Consider the following 17604-nt stretch of genomic DNA (forward strand, 5'->3'; position numbering starts at 1 on the left):
AAAATATTAATATAAAAACTTAGGTATATAATTAAGTTATATACAATAGGTTAAAAACTAACCAAACAAAAAGATTATGTAAAATTACCAGCTTTATCTACATATTGACCTAAAAAAGTACTTTTTGTACATTATCTAACTTATATTTTCAAAAAGATATATCTAAATTTACATGTCTTACCATATAGTGTCATAACCACAATCTACATACTTCTCACATTCGTCAAGGTATTCATTCCCTTTTTCAAAATCACTTTTAATTTTCCCTGCAACAGTTTTATCATCATTATCTTGTTTGCTATCAGAATGTGTACTACATGAAATACTGGCTGTACTACTACTAATAAAGCCCATTAATACTATAAATAAAAATATTTTTTTCATAAAGAACTTCATCACTAAAAGAATGTACTACCATAAGTATAATTAATGTACTACCATAAGTATAACTTATGATTAACAATTACATAGATTCCAAAACTATACTAATTATACTTTATGATAGAAAATATTGCAACTGACACACTTCATCACTTGATATGGATATCAGCATCAGCCGGAACTGGAAAAACCAGAATATTAGTAAATAGAGTACTACGACTATTACTTACAGATCATAAAAATATACTTTGTCTAACATTTACAAACGCAGCTGCACATGAAATGACAGAACGTATATATTCAACTTTAAGTATTTGGACAACACTGACAGATACAGAACTAAAAAGAGAATTACAGGAAATTACTCACAATAACATAACAACTCAAGAACTACATCAAGCCAGAAAACTATTTAATAGTATACATAATTTATCACTTTCAATAAAAACCATACATAGCTTTTGTTATCAACTCATATCTGCATTTCCTATAGAAGCAGGTATATCCCCAAACTGTACCATTAAAGATTTATCAGAATCTTTTTCAAAAATTTTTTACAAAACATTAAATGATTCAACAATAAAACATAATATATCAGTTATCTCATCTGAAATTACAGAAAAGACACTTTATGATTTATTATACAAATTACTAAGTAACCAAGATTACAATCCTAATCAAAACCTAATATACAAAAAGTTAAACTATGATAAAACACAGATAAATAAATCACTAAATATCAATACAAACAACTTAACATTTGTAATAAACACTTTAAGTCAAGGAAGCATAAGAGATAAAAAACTCAGTGATAAACTAACTGAATGGGTGAACTTACCAGACAAGTACAAAATACTAAAATTAAATGAATACACAAAAATATTCATCAACCCAACATCTTTAGAAAAAAAATCAATATCATCAATAGCTACAAAAAAAATCCTAAAAGATTTTCCTGAAACAGAAAAAATAATTATAGATATACAAGAAGAAATATTAGAATTCATTAACATTTTTAACGCTAATAAAATAGCAGAACGCACTATACATTTAACTGAAATTGCAAAATGTTTTATCAAATTATATCAACAAGATAAACAAAGATTAAATTACTTAGATCATGATGACATAATCAATTTAGCATTAAAATTACTTACAAATCCAGACCATAAAGATTGGATACTCTTCCATCTAGATAACAAAATAAATCACTTATTAGTTGATGAATCACAAGATAATAGCATAAAACAATGGCAAATTATATCTGAATTATGCCAAGAATTTTTTGCTGGTATTGGAACAACAGACGAGATAAGAACATTGTTTATTGTAGGAGATATAAAACAATCAATATACAGCTTTCAAAATGCTAGACCAGACTACTTTGAACCCATGTGTCACTATTTTTCACAAAAAAGTAGCAAATATAAAATACTACATCTGAAACAATCATTTAGATCTACAGCACCTATTTTAAAATTAGTGGATAAAATATTTAATAATTTTCGACAAGAAATATCTTTTAATACAGCAGAAATACATCATGAAATCTTTCGAAAATATGATCAAGGATACCTAGAAATATGGCCTATATTTCATACTGAAAATAATAAGCATAACCTTTTAGAAAATATAGACTATAAAATCACTCCTGATATTAATTTACTACTTGCATCAACTATTGCTAATAAGATTTACACATGGATAAAAAATCGAAGAATTCTATTAGCAAAACAACGGGTCATAACTGCAGGAGATATTTTAATACTGGTAAGACATAGAACATCTTTTATAGATCATATGATCACCGAATTAAAAAAACTTAATATTCCAACATTAGAACGAGACAAATTTAAAATTATGGATAGTATGATAATTCAAGACCTTGTAAACTTAGGAGAATTCCTTTTACTACCAGAAAATGATTTAGCACTAGCAGGATTACTAAAATCTCCAATTTTTGAATTTACCGAAGAACAAATATTTAACCTAGCATATAACAGGAATAACCTACATCTATGGGAAACATTACAATTAAAATTCTGTCAGGTATCAGATTACTTAAAAAAACTAATTAATATATCACGAACTCACAACCCTTTAGACGTATACAACTATATCATATCACAACATAAACACAAATTTATAAGATGTTTAGGTCAATCTGGCACAGAAATTATAGGGGAATTTATAAATCTGTTAATACAATTTGAACTAAATCATTTAAATTCATTACAATCATTCATACATTGGATCAAAAATACCAACCCAGAAATAAAAAGTGATATCAATCACGCAAAAAACTATGTAAAAATTATGACAATACATAACGCGAAAGGCATGCAATCACCTATAGTATTCCTTGCTGATACCACAGCAATTCCAAAAAGTGATCTTCAATTAATATTCGATGCTGAACATACACCATTCTGGTGCCGTAATGATACACATGACTTCTGTGAAAAATTAAAAGCCCAACAAAAAATAAATGAATATAATGAATATTTAAGATTACTATACGTAGCGATGACGAGAGCAGAAGATGAATTATATATCACTGGTACACCACCAATACAAAATAAATCATGGTATAATATAATCCACAGCATTAAGGATACATACAAAACAAAATACATTGATTTACAACCCTTAACACAAGAAAAAGCAGAAGTGTTATATCTAGATGAATAACTTTTCAACATCAAAATACTGTACAGTAATCGACTACCTTATGCTATTTGTATAAACATCAAACAATAACTATGACAGAAGATGAATTACAGTTTAGTATACAACCAATACAAAATAAAGCACTACAATAGCATAATTGCACAGTACTAGAACATCCAATACTAACATTTAAAAAAACAGTATGTCATATAGATAAACAACCTTTAAATGTCAACACTATGCATCAACAAATTACCTTACGCTATTTGTATAAACATCAAACAATAACTATGACAGAAGATGAATCACATATTTACAGTATATAACCAATACAAAATAAACTACTACAATAGCATAATTGCACAGTACTAGAACATCCAATACTAACATTTAAAAAAATAGAATTCATATAGATAAACAACCTTTAAATGTCAACACTATGCATCAACAAATTACCTTACGCTATTTGTATAAACACCAAACAATAACTATGACAGAAGATGAATCATATATTTACAGTATATAACCAATACAAAATAAACTACTACAATAGCATAATTGCACAGTACTATAACATCTAATACTAACATTTAAAAAAATAGAATTCATATAGATAAACAACCTTTAAATGTCAACACTATGCATCAACAAATTACCTTACGCTATTTGTATAAATATTAAGCCACAACTATGACAAAAGGTAAATCGTATGTTCAGTATATTATCAATATAGTAGTAAATCACAATATTAGTTCATAGAATCGAATTATACATATAAAAAATATTCCGCTATAACCCTTAACACAAGAAAAAGCAGAAGTGGTATATTTAGCAAATAACTCTTGTATTAATCCATGCAGTAATTAAATTACTCTACAATTGTGAAAACAGCGAATTTTTATACACCAATACCCTACTCACGATTAAGACATAATAAGATTTACAGTAAATCCTTCTTCATCAGTCCTTTATGTGCTCTAATAATGTATAAAGATTTATTGTGAATATTACAGTGAATCTATAAAAAGTATAGTACTATTGTTACATAATTCTAAAGAAATCATGAACATTATCCCTAATCTAACCATTTCGAAAAAGTATCTGCGCCTAAAAGTAATTTTTTAAACTCATATCATATGTAGCATTATCTGTTGTTATTCAAATCTACAGTTCTATTTTCACCTGATGTTATTGATATGGCATAAAATTAACTATGCCTTAATATGTGCCATTACTAGTACAAACACAACAGATTTGAAAACTAACATATATATTTTACCAAGCACATTAAAATACAAATTACCTTACATTAGAGAAACAAAAATGTCGTAATTTTTACACATAGACAATAGTATCATGGATCTATACTACCGTGCTGATATGTTAGATTAAAAATCACACTAAAATATCAAGCTAATAACTATAATAAAATTACATTAGAACCAGTAAGATGCCTTTTACCCAAATCTTGATGTGCAGTTATTATATCATTAAATTTATATGTTTTATTTATGTTAACTTTTATATGGCCCTTTCTCATTACTTCAAAAAGCTCCATAGCAGTCATAGATAAATCAAAGCTTGAACGTTTATAATGAAATACCAGAGGAGCAGTAAAGAACAACGATCTAGAACTCATCATAGAAGCACTAACGTTTGAAATAGGGCCAGATATCTGACTATAAGAAACATAAATACCAAAAAGACCGAGTGATTCAAAAGATACTTTACTTACTGATGCTCCTACAGGATCATAAACTACATTAACACCAGCACCATCTGTAATTTCCATTACTTGTTTGACAAAATTTTCACTATTAGAATTTATAATATATGAACATCCAGCACGTAGAGCAATATTTGCCTTATCATCAGAACTGGTCACACCTATGACTTTAGATCCTTTATAACTTGCCCACTGACATAATATTTGTCCTACACCACCTGTAGCACCATGCACTAATGCAAAACTTTTAGGTCGTGTACTATAAACTATATGCGTCAAATAATGTGCTGTCATACCTTTGAATAGAACTGCAGCTGCAATTTGATCAGTCACGTCATCAGGTATTTTTACTAGATATTTTTGATTTATATTTCTCTTTTCAGAATATGCACCCCCAGACACAGTGCAATAACCTACTCTATCTCCAACATTAAAAACCTCAACATCCTTCCCTATTTTTTCTATTACTCCTACTGCCTCAATTCCCAATACAGTAGGTAGCTTTTTAGTTTTACGTGTACCATTACAACATTCAAGATCATAACGATTTAACCCAATAGCTGTATGCTTTATTAATACCTCATCATCTTTGGGTTCACCAACATTACAATCAACATATTTTAAAACTTCAAAACCACCAGTTTTATCAATAACAACAGCTTTTACCATAATATCATAATTAATTTATAAAAAAATACCTTACTTATTTATCAGCAATAAGTTATCCTAAAATTACAACATATTCTTTAAATTTAAGATACTAACTTCTACCAAATAATAAGTAACATCACATAATCATAACTCATAAGTAAACACTCATAAGATAACAGGATACAACATTAACTTCCATATATTTTTAAAAAATCAAAATATATATCAGATAAAAACAAACTAACCTACTTATATCCGAAAAAAAATAATTAAATTCAACTATATTTATTCGAAAAGTTCTTATAATACGAATTATGCATAACAACACTAGAACTTATAATACGAACATTAACACACACAGCAATATTTACCCTAACTATCAAAAAATAGTAAATTTTCCATACTAATTATTAAGATGTTTAATCGTCATGTTACTTAACAACATTTATTATATAAGCTATATTTTGGCCAAATATGTACTAACTAAGACATATATTTCATTTTAACATATGGATCCATTAACAAGTAATATTCTTATAATTGTAATAGTATATTCATTAAAAAATAATTTTTAACTTATTTTATTTATCACCAAAAACAGTCTTTATAGAATATCAAACTTACAATTTACACACTGTAAACACACTCTACCTACTGAAATTGATATGACTACAAAGTATAAAATCACAATACACATTAACTTAAAAATAATATACAAACACTACCACTCACTAATACAAGTATCTATAACCAGTAAGTATTTCAATTATTTTGAATATGTCATTGAACAACACAACTAATAATAGTCCTATTTTCAAATCTGCAAGTTTATACAATGACTCATAATTATTAGATTTTTAACTTTAGTTATTACACAAAAAATAATATTCTCTTGGTTATAACAAGTTTATACTACAAATACAACTACTGAAATTATTTGAGACTTTACTTAAAAGCTCAACCCTAGTTTAAACTTAGTAAGTTTACAAAATTATATTAATACATATTCATAAAATTTTAATAGCCATACTAAAATTCATAAACACAGCACACTTTTCTAACCTACCAATGTTATTTCCATCCTACATACTTTTCAAATATTACACCAAGTACCTATAGTCAGTAAGTATTTCAATCGTTTTGAATATGCCATTGAACAACACAACTAATAATAGTCCTATTTTCAAATCTGCAAGTTTATACAATGACTCATAATTATTAGATTTTTAACTTTAGTTATTACACAAAAAATAATATTCTCTTGGTCATAACAAGTTTATACTGCAAATACAACTATCGAAATTATTTGAGACTTTACTTAAAAGCTCAACCCTAGTTTAAACTTAGTAAGTTTACAAAATTATATTAATACATATTCATAAAATTTTAATAACCATACTAAAAATAAAGACAGTACACTTCATTAACCTGCCAATGTTACTTTCGTACTGCATACATTTCAAGTTTTAAACCAAGTGTTTACAGTAGTAGTATTGTAAACACTGCTGAATATTTGATCGATGTATTACAAATCTATAAAACTATTCACTTTTTTGTTTTTCCACATTATCAGGCAACGGTTTAGCTTCATTTTTTGTTTGAGAATTTGCTGGACTGTACTTAGGAACAATCTTGCTTAAAATCTCATCTCTAGAACCAATACCACTAATCATACCATCAGTCATAACTAATACTTTATCAACAGCATTTAATAATTGTACTTTATGAGTCATAATAAAAGTAGTAATACCATTTTTCTTTGCATAAAGTAACGCATTTATCAAACTTGCTTCTGAATTTCCATCTAGATTAGCATTTGGCTCATCAAGCACTAAAAGTTTGATATCTCCATAAAATGCCCTAGCCAAACCTACCATTTGTTTTTGTCCTCCAGATAGAACAAGACCACTACTACCAATTAGAGTATCATATCCATTAGGCAAACTTAATATTAACTCATGCACACCAGCAATTTGTGCAGCTCTTATTACTTTATCTGGATCAGGATTCGGCATCATCCTTGCAATATTAACATTTACTGGAGCATTAAATAATTCAACATCCTGGGGAAGATAACCAATATAACGTCCAAAATCTTCTCTATTCCATGTATAAACATCAGCTCCATCAAGCCTTACAACCCCTGATATTGGCTTCCACACACCCACCAACAGTTTTGCTATTGTAGACTTTCCAGATGCACTAGGCCCTATCACACCAACAATATCACCAACTTCCACTGAAAAAGATACACCTTTAATAGTTGGTTTGTGAGTACCATAAGGAGTAAAAAACACACGATCAAAAACTACTTTACCACTAGGAACAGGCAGGGACATAGTTTGTTCCCTTTTAGGAGATGCAACAAGTAACATTTGTAACCTTTTATAAGATATACGAGCTGATATCAACATCTTCCAAGTATTAATTGATGTCTCAAATGGTGCTAATGCTCTACCCATTAAAATTGATGAAGCAATAATCCCACCTGCAGTTTTATGACCAAGTACTGCAAGAAATGCACCAATCCCTATTACAGCTATCTGCAATACCGATCTAATAAATTTAGTTATACCAGAAATCAAATTGGAACGATTCTGTGCTTTAATTTGCATAGCTCTATTTTTATCATTTTTCTGAGCCCAATCATTTACAATATAGTTAACCATACCCATAGCTTCAACCACCTCAGCATTACGGGTAGCAACATCTATTGAATTAATATTACGTATTCCCTCTTCACTGGCTTCTTGTAATATTTTTTTCGTTGCTAGTTCATTCCATACACCCATACTAGTCAATAATATTATACCCACTATAGCAATATAACCTGTAACAGTATGTATCATAAAAATAGTAACCAAATACAAGATTGCCCAAGGCGTATCAAATAACGAAAATATACCAAATCCAGTAATAAAACTTTTAACAACACCCAAGTCACGAATTACTTCACCACTTGAAGTAGATGACTTAACAGAAGTAAGACTAATCGATTTTACAATAAGATCAGGAGTTACAACTTTATCTATCCAATCTCCAACTTTAGCCATAACTAAAGATCTACATATTTCTAATATAGCAGAACAGGCAAAAGCTATAATCGTAATAGCACTCAACATAATAAGAGTTGAAACACTACCACTTGTAAGTACTCGATCTAAAACTTGAGAAGTATACAGTGGTAAAAACAACATTAATAAATTAATCGCAGAACTAAACCAAAAAATAAACCAAAATACACTTTTACACTTTTCGAGACTAGTATATAGAACACTTTTTTTTAGTTCTCTCATTGTCCGAAAGTTAAAATTTACATCTTCCACACATCCCTCTAAACAATTAATCCACTACACACATAACTATTATCCCAAGTAAACAATACAAACATTTTTTTAATTTTCATATAAATAATTTTAATCAAGACAAAGTTATACAATATGATATAGTATATTGTATCCTTATATAGATATTAAAATGTTTAGTCATTCAGTATTATTAATAATAATTTTAGTTTTTACATCGTTAACATTGATATCGTTAATATCTGGAGTAGTACTAATGGCTATTGGTAATGAGTTCTACATAAAACACAGAAACAAAATTATGATGGCAAGAGTATTACTACAATTTATATCACTCGTCTTAATAGCATTATTTTTTAGATAACAAAACCTGTAACATGAATTTTAATACAAAATTAGTTGGAATTTTAAACTATACCCCCGATTCATTTTCCGATATGGGAAAATTTTTCACCGTAGACAAAGCACTAAAACAAGCTGAACACTTAATTAACAGTGGAGCAGATATAATAGATGTAGGGGCAGAATCAACAAGACCAACATATCTATATACTCAACATTGTAATAACACAATATCTCAAGCTGAAGAATGGTATAGATTACAACAAATACTTCCCCAAGTCATAGAACTTGCTCATAGTAATAACGTAAAAGTTAGTATAGACACGAGACACGCAAAAACTGCGGAAAAAGCTCTAGAATTAAATATAGACTATATAAATGATGTAAGTGCATTATCAGACAATGACATGATTAAAGTACTTCAACAAAACAATCTAACTGGTATCATTATTACTCATAACCTAGGTATACCTTTAATAAAAGGAAAAACACTCCCTGAAGGCTGTGATCCTATAAATGAAATCATCCTATGGGCAGAAGAATGTATAAGAAAATTAACAAATGCAAACATTAGTAAAGATAAAATAATTATAGACCCAGGAATAGGATTTAGTAAGATTGCTCATCAATCACTATACATACTCAAGAACATTGAAAAACTGAAAGCTTTAAATTATCCAATATACGTTGGTCATTCACGAAAGTTTTGTTTATCTCTATATAAATCAAAGGATCAAACGCTTGATAACGCTACACTAGGAGTATCAATATCTTTATTCCAAAAAGGTATAGATTTTATTAGGGTACATAATGTACATTTACATAGCGAAATATTCAATATATTAAAGCAAATATATTAGATCGTTTTCAAAAAATTATGCTTTTAAGTCTTTAACGTTATCATAGTACCTACTGACAATACACATTATATATTCCGGCTAACTAAAACAATAACATTACATAAACATCACCAGTAAAACATTTCATGTTCACAAAATACACGAAGTTAATCTTAAAGATTATGCACTCAAGTCTTTTACTTGACCACAGAGTTTATTAATGTGGTATTTGTTAAAAATACACATCTCACATCTTATCTAACTAAAACAATAACATTACATAAATATCACCAGTAAAAACATTTCATGTTCACAAAATACACCAAGTTAATCCTAAACGCACTCAAGTCTTTTACTTGACCACAGAGTTTATTAATGTGATATTTGTTAAAAATACATATCTCACATCTTATCTAACTAAAACAATAACATTACATAAATATCACTAGTAAAACATTCAATGTCCCAAAATACACCAAGTTAATCTTAAGGATTACGCACTCAAGTCTTTTACTTGATCACAGAGTTTATTAATCTGGTATTTGTTAAAAATACATATCTCACATCTTATCTAACTAAAACAATAACATTACATAAATATCACCAGTAAAACATTTCATGTTCACAAAATACACCAAGTTAATCTTAAAAATTATGTGTTTAAGTTGTTATATGACCACAGTATTTATAAGAGCCATACCATCTTAAAACATATATTACACTTTTTACTTGTTAGAATAACAAGTTCATTATATAACAACATTACTAGTGAAATATTTAATGTCCTAAAAATAATATTAGATTGATATTAAGGGTTACATGTTTGGTTCTTTAACATCATCACAGTACTTGTGAACAGTACGTAATATAGGTTATACATATTTTATTTGTTAGGATAATAAGTTCATTATATAACAGCATTGTTAAGGTAGTGTCACACTTACTATTAATCTAATACTAAGTTTTAATTCTTTATCAACATAGGAGTTTTACAATGAAATTTAAAACACAAATACTAGGTTGCTTTAACTTTACCCCCGATTCATTCTCAGATGGAGGACAGTTTTTTACTGTAGAAAAAGCAATAAAACAAACAGAACATTTAATTGACAGCGGTGCAGACATTATAGATGTTGGAGCAGAATCAGGAAAACCTAGGTATATATACCAAGGAGACGAAACTCTAGTTACACAAGAAGAAGAATGGAATAGATTAAAAACAATATTACCACAAATTGTAGAAGTTGCTCATAGTCGCAATGTTAAAGTTAGCTTAGATACCAGAAATGCAAAAACAGCAGAAAAAGGATTAGCCTTAAATGTCGATTTTATTAATGACGCTACTGGAATATCAGACAGTAATATGATACCAGTATTACTAAATAGTTCTGCCAAAATTATAATCTCACATAATCTAGGCGTACCATTAATATTGGGTAATTATATACCAAAAGGAGTTAATCCAATAAAAGAAATCAAGAAATGGTTACAAGATAAAACTACAATGTTAACAGATGCCGGAATAAATAGAGACAGAATTATTGTCGATCCAGGTATAGGTTGCGGTAAAAATGCAACACAATCACTATACATTATGAAAAACATAGATAAATTAAAAGAGCTAAAATATCCAATATGTCTTGGTCATTCTCGCAAGTCTTGTTTCATACAATTTGATTCAGAAGACAAAATACGTGACAATCCTACAGTAATAGCATCTTCTGCTCTGTTTTACAAAAACATAGACTTTTTTAGAGTACATAATGCTCAAATACACAGTAAAGCATTTAAGATTATAAAAACAATGTTTGAAACTACCCTAAAAGATGTATACGATTCTTTATAAATAATAACTAAAGGTCTATATTACAAACATATAATATGTTAATTCTTAATAACAAATTTATATAGGTAATGTTCAGGCTATGTTATAATTCATTTTTGAATCATATAATACTTATTAGATAGAGCACTATTATAGTACTCCTATTGTAAAATTAGACAATATATTAAGTCATCAAGATGATGTCTTGTTTTTTACAATTATTACATAGTAAAACTAGCTTTAATATTATAAGGTGCTATATTTAGTGCTCTAAGCTAATAGTCTTGATTAATAGCTACAACATAAATATAGAAATTGTAGTTTTTATAATCCTATCTAATTATTTTAATACTCAAAATACAAGTCATACATGAATTTTAGTAATATTCTGTAACTATAATTATCACTAAATCAGGTTATACAAGCACACGCTATGACACTAAGATTTTAGAAAGAAAAACAAACAATATTAGAAATTAAAAATGATTACCACTAATGTCATACACAATAAAGATTATTTAATAAATTATTAGATGTTTTAAGTGACCCATAATTTTTTTTCAAAGAATAGCAATTACTATGCTATATCCAATTTTTGTTTTTCATTCTTCCTAAGATTTTAATAACAACACTTTTTATAATATAGGGGTAACTATGAATTATGATATATTAAATTTTTATGAATGTTATGGTATATAATGATATGAAGTCTGTACACGATAATGAATTGTCAGATAATATTTATGTCTATCAGTCAATATAGAAGGTACTAATACTCCAAGTGTTTGTATATGGATTAATTAGAAACGTATTCATAAAACTATTGTTTATAAATTAAGAATAACACTATTTTTCATACCACATTTGTATCTGTTAGTTTTTCGTCATTACAGTTGTGATGAAAATATTTTTTAATTACAAAGATAGCTAAAGAAAATCAATGTTCTCACCAGGCACATAAAAATTTTCTAAATTTAACTCACTTCTTTGCAAAGAATATATATTATCTTGTTTCAATCTTTTATAACCTATAGAAACCAAAGTGACAGATAAAATACCTAAAAGTACACTTCCAACACACATACCAATGGATAGATCTTTTATATCAACTACATTCATCATGTTATGAATATGCAATACAATAAATACTGATCCAAGAACACTAAATACTACTTGCATAAGAAAAAATACCAAAGCAAGTGGCATCATCGTATTAATTTTGAGCTTACTTGTAATAGATAAATAAGGTAATTCCTGTATCATCTTATCAGCATAATACTTATGGATAGATTGAGAGGAGCGGTAAAGTACTATATGATTTACTAATTTATCATAATTACTTGACACTTTTACAACTATACTTCTATCTTCATGAGGGAAAAATTCACAAGACGCAAGAAATCGTACAAAGCCAAGATTTATTATGCCTAATATAAGATCAATATGACAAAATTTCATTAATACGTCTAAAGAACAAGAATCTAACCCTAGATCAGAACAAACTGTGCGAAATTCCTCAACAGACAATGACTTACTCCTATCCAAAATATAGGACATTCTGACACATCTACATACCGTACGCTTAATTCTATCATTACCTTTAAAACTTGGTATCACAGTTCCTTTTTCTATATACTTAGATTCACATCTCGTCACTTTATCCAATAATGTACTCACAGATCTTCTATATTCTTCTATAGTAATCTGAGACATATATTGTTTCTTATGTACTATATCAAAATCAAATATCTTAAATAGTACATTTCTAATCAGTTCTTCCATAAGAACAGATTGAGCACAATTCACAAAATGCCCGTTAGCTTCTTTAGCACGATATCTTGGTATTTCTGACTTTAGTTCATTTATTTGATCTACAAAACTCTGCAACTCTTTCTTTATTTCCTCATTCTTCTGTCTAGCAAAAAAATGTGAAATTATTTCCATAGTACTTTCAATCAAATTACTTAATCCTACTTTCACTGCATGCACTTTGGTTTCTCCATTATTTATTACTAAACTAGAATAATATAACAAATTTTATACCATACAACTTAAAATTGTAAAGTAATATGTTTTTTTTAGAATAAAAGTGAATAAATTTTTACTTATCTGAGACACTTAATAATAATTTATTAGCTACTGTGCTAAATTTATTAATAACAGAAAGTTTATACCAAACATTTACATACAATATTTTTTATTAATGTAAGACAGACTCACAACACATTCCTAAAACACCAACATTTATTAAAAAGATCTGACAAAAACTTTTGAATAAATAAATAGATGAATTTTTCACTTTTTTTATTTTGAAGATTCAGTCTTAGTAGTTTATATTATTAGGAACTTAATTCTTATTACATCATGCCAAAACGTACAGATATAGAATCAATACTAGTAATTGGAGCTGGTCCAATAGTCATAGGACAAGGGTGTGAGTTTGATTATTCAGGAACACAAGCTTGCAAAACATTAAAAAAAGAAGGTTACAGAATTATCTTGATTAACTCTAACCCTGCAACAATAATGACTGATCCAGAAATAGCTGATGCCACATATATTGAGCCAATAACACAGCACATCTTAGAAAAAATAATCATCAAGGAAAAACCAGATGCTATACTTCCAACAGTCGGAGGACAAACTGCTTTAAATGCTGCAATAAGTCTCTGTGATGCAGGAGTATTAGAAAAATATAATGTAGAATTAATAGGTGCTACAAAAGAAGCAATAAAAAAAGCTGAAGATAGAAATTTGTTCCGTCAAGCAATGGATAAAATCGGTGTAAAATACCCAAAAAGCATCATTATAAGAAATGCAGATGAAATAAATCATGCTTTAGAATACATAGGATTACCAGCAATAATTAGACCATCCTTTACACTAGGTGGTATAGGAGGAGGTATATCATATAATAAAGAAGAATTTCAAAAAAATGTAGAATACGGATTAAGTATCTCACCAATATCTGAAGTTCAAGTAGATGAATCCATCATCGGATGGAAAGAATTCGAAATGGAAGTAATAAGAGATCGTAGAGATAATTGCATAGTGGTATGTTCGATAGAAAATCTTGATCCGATGGGAGTTCATACAGGAGATAGCATAACAGTAGCACCAGCATTAACTCTACGAGACATAGAATACCAAAAGATGCGTGATATATCTTTTTCTATCCTTAGAGAAATTGGAGTAGATACTGGTGGATCTAATGTACAGTTTGCAATTAATCCAAAAAATGACAATGATATACTCGTAATAGAGATGAACCCAAGGGTTTCAAGATCATCTGCATTAGCATCAAAAGCAACAGGATATCCTATAGCTAAAATAGCTGCTAAACTTGCTGTAGGATACTTTTTAAATGAAATACAAAATGACTGTACAAACGCTATTCCTGCATCTTTTGAACCAAGTATCGATTATATAGTAACAAAAATCCCAAGATTTAATTTCGATAAATTCCGAGGAACAGACAAAGAATTATCAACTTGTATGAAGTCCGTAGGAGAAGTAATGGCACTTGGTAGATCATTCCCTGAATCACTACAAAAAGCATTATGTTCACTCGAAACTGGATGCTGTGGACTAGATGAATTTTTTGATAGTAACGTAGATATAGATCAAATCTATAATTCTCTTGTGAAACTGTCCCCTGAAAGAATTTTTATCATAGCAGATGCCTTAAGACATAATATCAGCATAGAAGAAATAAATAAAATCACAGGATATGATAAGTGGTTCTTAATGCAAATCCAAAACATTATATATCATGAACAATATATAAAGGACCATGGACTACCGGAAGACGCAGAAAAACTACTATTGTTAAAAAAAATGGGATTTTCAGATGCAAGATTAGCATACTTAAGTAATAATACTGTAGAGTACGTAGAAGATCTAAGATACTCACTATCTGTAAAACCTGTATATAAACATATAGATACCTGTGCTGGAGAATTTGAAGCTAATACATCATACATGTATAGCTGCTATGAAGGTAATACACTTACTAAACCCGAATGTGAATCTGTGATAACAAATAACAAAAAAGTTATAATTTTAGGAAGTGGTCCTAATCGTATTGGTCAAGGTATAGAATTTGATTATACATGTGTACATGCAGCACATACCATAAAAAAAATGGGATATGAATCTATAATGATAAACTGTAATCCAGAAACCGTCTCTACCGATTATGATATTTCAAATAAATTATACTTTTCTCCCTTAACGAGAGAGAATGTATTAGATATCATATATAAAGAACAGGAAACATCCTCTTTATTAGGAGTTATTGTACAATTTGGAGGTCAAACCCCTTTAAAACTCGCAAAAGTACTACAAGAAAAAAATATCAATATACTTGGCACATCTTTTGATTCTATAGACTTAGCTGAAGATAGAATGAAATTTCAACAGTTACTGACACAATTAAATCTAAAACAGCCATCTAATATTACATGTAATTCTGAAAACGAATTACTCAAGCACATACAAACCTTAGATTTTCCCATACTAGCAAGACCATCCTATGTACTAGGCGGACAGTCAATGTCAATTATACGAGATAAAAATGCCCTGCTTAACTATCTTTCAACACATAAAAACATATTTGATCATGGTTCACTGTTACTAGATCAATTTTTAACCAATGCAGTTGAAGTTGATGTAGACGCTATTTGTGATAGAGAAGATGTATATATAGCTGGTATAATGGAACACATAGAAGAAGCTGGTGTACACTCAGGTGATTCAGCATGTTCTTTACCTGCATATACCTTAACAAAAGACATAATAGAAACTATAGCTGATTATACCAAGAAAATCGCATTAACATTAAAAGTACAAGGTTTTATCAACATACAATACGCAATATATAATAGTGAAATTTACATACTGGAAGTTAACCCCAGAGCCAGTAGAACTGTACCCTTTATTGCAAAGGCAACAGGTGTTCCTATTGCTAAAATTGCAACTGAAGTAGTATTAGGTAAAAAACTTCCTAAAAATCTTGAGCATAAGTTTAAGTATGTTGCTGTCAAGGAAGCAGTCTTCTCTTTTTCAAGATTTCCTAATATAGATGTATTACTAGGACCCGAAATGAAATCCACCGGGGAAGTTATGGGAATTGATCAGTCATTTGAAATCGCTTTTGCAAAAGCACAAATGGCTGCAGGATATGAACTTCCAACAGAAGGAGCAGCCTTTATATCTGTTAAAGATTCAGACAAACCACTAATTCTTGAAACAGCAAAAATATTAAAAGAAATTGGTTTTACTATTTTTTCTACTACGGGCACATCTACATATTTGAACAAAGCTGGAGTAATGACACAACACGTCAACAAAGTTAGAGAAGGAAGACCACACATACTAGATTTATTACAAGATGGAAAAATAAACTTAGTGATTAACACATCCGAAGGGATAAAATCATTTTCAGAAAGCAGCAGCATAAGAAAAACTGCACTGGTAAAAAAAATCCCATATAGTACAACAATACCTGGAGCAAAAGCTATAGTACTAGCAATCAGAACTTCAAGAAAACAAGGAATCCAAGTAATGTCTATGCAGGAATATACAGTACAATAATAACACAATGGTTTATATTAAATTCATTAAATAAGTAATAAATTTAACTATTACTCATTATAAAAAAACAAAATACATGAGTAATAAATAACAATATAAGCAGCATTACCTGTAATATTATAAAATTCTTATAACTAAATACTCAAACAACTAATCTCAAGTAATTATCAAAAAATTAATACGTATTATATAGTTGTATAAGATTCAGAATTAATCATACAATAATCAAAAAGCTATCTTTTTTATTAATCATCACAGTTGTACTAACAA

8 protein-coding genes are annotated in these 17604 nt (G+C 28.7%); 4 read left to right on the forward strand and 4 right to left on the reverse strand.

Features of this window, described 5'->3' with window-relative positions:
• Positions 1 to 177 precede the first annotated feature (177 nt).
• On the reverse strand, positions 178 to 384 hold the full coding sequence (locus EDL80_RS03475; protein ID WP_158406793.1) for a hypothetical protein: 207 nt from the start codon (positions 382 to 384) through the stop codon (positions 178 to 180).
• Between the two features lie 117 nt (positions 385 to 501).
• Here EDL80_RS03475 and EDL80_RS03480 point away from each other — a divergent pair, with 117 nt between their 5' ends.
• A complete protein-coding gene (locus EDL80_RS03480) occupies positions 502 to 3072 on the forward strand; it encodes a UvrD-helicase domain-containing protein (RefSeq protein ID WP_158407096.1) in 2571 nt (856 codons plus the stop codon).
• Between the two features lie 1399 nt (positions 3073 to 4471).
• Here the strand turns inward: EDL80_RS03480 and EDL80_RS03485 are convergent.
• Positions 4472 to 5446: a quinone oxidoreductase family protein gene (locus tag EDL80_RS03485; protein WP_158406794.1), complete on the reverse strand. Its 975-nt coding sequence runs from the start codon at positions 5444 to 5446 to the stop codon at positions 4472 to 4474.
• 1523 nt (positions 5447 to 6969) lie between these two features.
• The gene (locus tag EDL80_RS03490) at positions 6970 to 8724 is read right to left on the reverse strand and encodes a type I secretion system permease/ATPase (RefSeq protein WP_196492750.1); all 1755 of its coding nucleotides are present in this window, start codon (positions 8722 to 8724) and stop codon (positions 6970 to 6972) included.
• A gap of 386 nt (positions 8725 to 9110) precedes the next feature.
• On the opposite strand from EDL80_RS03490, the gene folP (EDL80_RS03495) reads away from it, so the two are divergent.
• Both folP (EDL80_RS03495) and folP (EDL80_RS03500) read left to right on the forward strand, forming a co-directional pair.
• Positions 9111 to 9935, forward strand: coding sequence for a dihydropteroate synthase (gene folP / locus EDL80_RS03495; protein WP_158406796.1), 825 nt, complete (start codon positions 9111 to 9113; stop codon positions 9933 to 9935).
• Positions 9936 to 10908: 973 nt separating this feature from the next.
• Positions 10909 to 11760, forward strand: coding sequence for a dihydropteroate synthase (gene folP, locus EDL80_RS03500; protein ID WP_158406797.1), 852 nt, complete (start codon positions 10909 to 10911; stop codon positions 11758 to 11760).
• Between the two features lie 906 nt (positions 11761 to 12666).
• Here folP (EDL80_RS03500) and EDL80_RS03505 read toward each other — a convergent pair.
• Entirely contained in the window at positions 12667 to 13773 is a 1107-nt protein-coding gene (locus EDL80_RS03505; RefSeq protein WP_230957190.1) for a hypothetical protein, read from the reverse strand.
• A gap of 330 nt (positions 13774 to 14103) precedes the next feature.
• Between EDL80_RS03505 and carB the strand changes: the two genes are divergently transcribed.
• Entirely contained in the window at positions 14104 to 17334 is a 3231-nt protein-coding gene (carB, locus tag EDL80_RS03510) for a carbamoyl-phosphate synthase large subunit (RefSeq protein ID WP_158406798.1), read from the forward strand.
• Positions 17335 to 17604: the final 270 nt, after the last annotated feature.

The organism is Ehrlichia ruminantium, assembly GCF_009728835.1.
In the GTDB taxonomy this organism is placed as follows: domain Bacteria; phylum Pseudomonadota; class Alphaproteobacteria; order Rickettsiales; family Anaplasmataceae; genus Ehrlichia; species Ehrlichia ruminantium_B.

What these genes read in the sequence shown, in the direction of transcription:
- EDL80_RS03475 (WP_158406793.1), bottom strand. Translation starts at nt 384, where the DNA reads ATGAAAAAAATATTTTTATTTATAGTATTAATGGGCTTTATTAGTAGT.
- EDL80_RS03485 (WP_158406794.1), bottom strand. Translation starts at nt 5,446, where the DNA reads ATGGTAAAAGCTGTTGTTATTGATAAAACTGGTGGTTTTGAAGTTTTA.
- EDL80_RS03490 (WP_196492750.1), bottom strand. Translation starts at nt 8,724, where the DNA reads ATGAGAGAACTAAAAAAAAGTGTTCTATATACTAGTCTCGAAAAGTGT.
- folP (WP_158406796.1), top strand. Translation starts at nt 9,111, where the DNA reads ATGAATTTTAATACAAAATTAGTTGGAATTTTAAACTATACCCCCGAT.
- folP (WP_158406797.1), top strand. Translation starts at nt 10,909, where the DNA reads ATGAAATTTAAAACACAAATACTAGGTTGCTTTAACTTTACCCCCGAT.
- carB (WP_158406798.1), top strand. Translation starts at nt 14,104, where the DNA reads ATGCCAAAACGTACAGATATAGAATCAATACTAGTAATTGGAGCTGGT.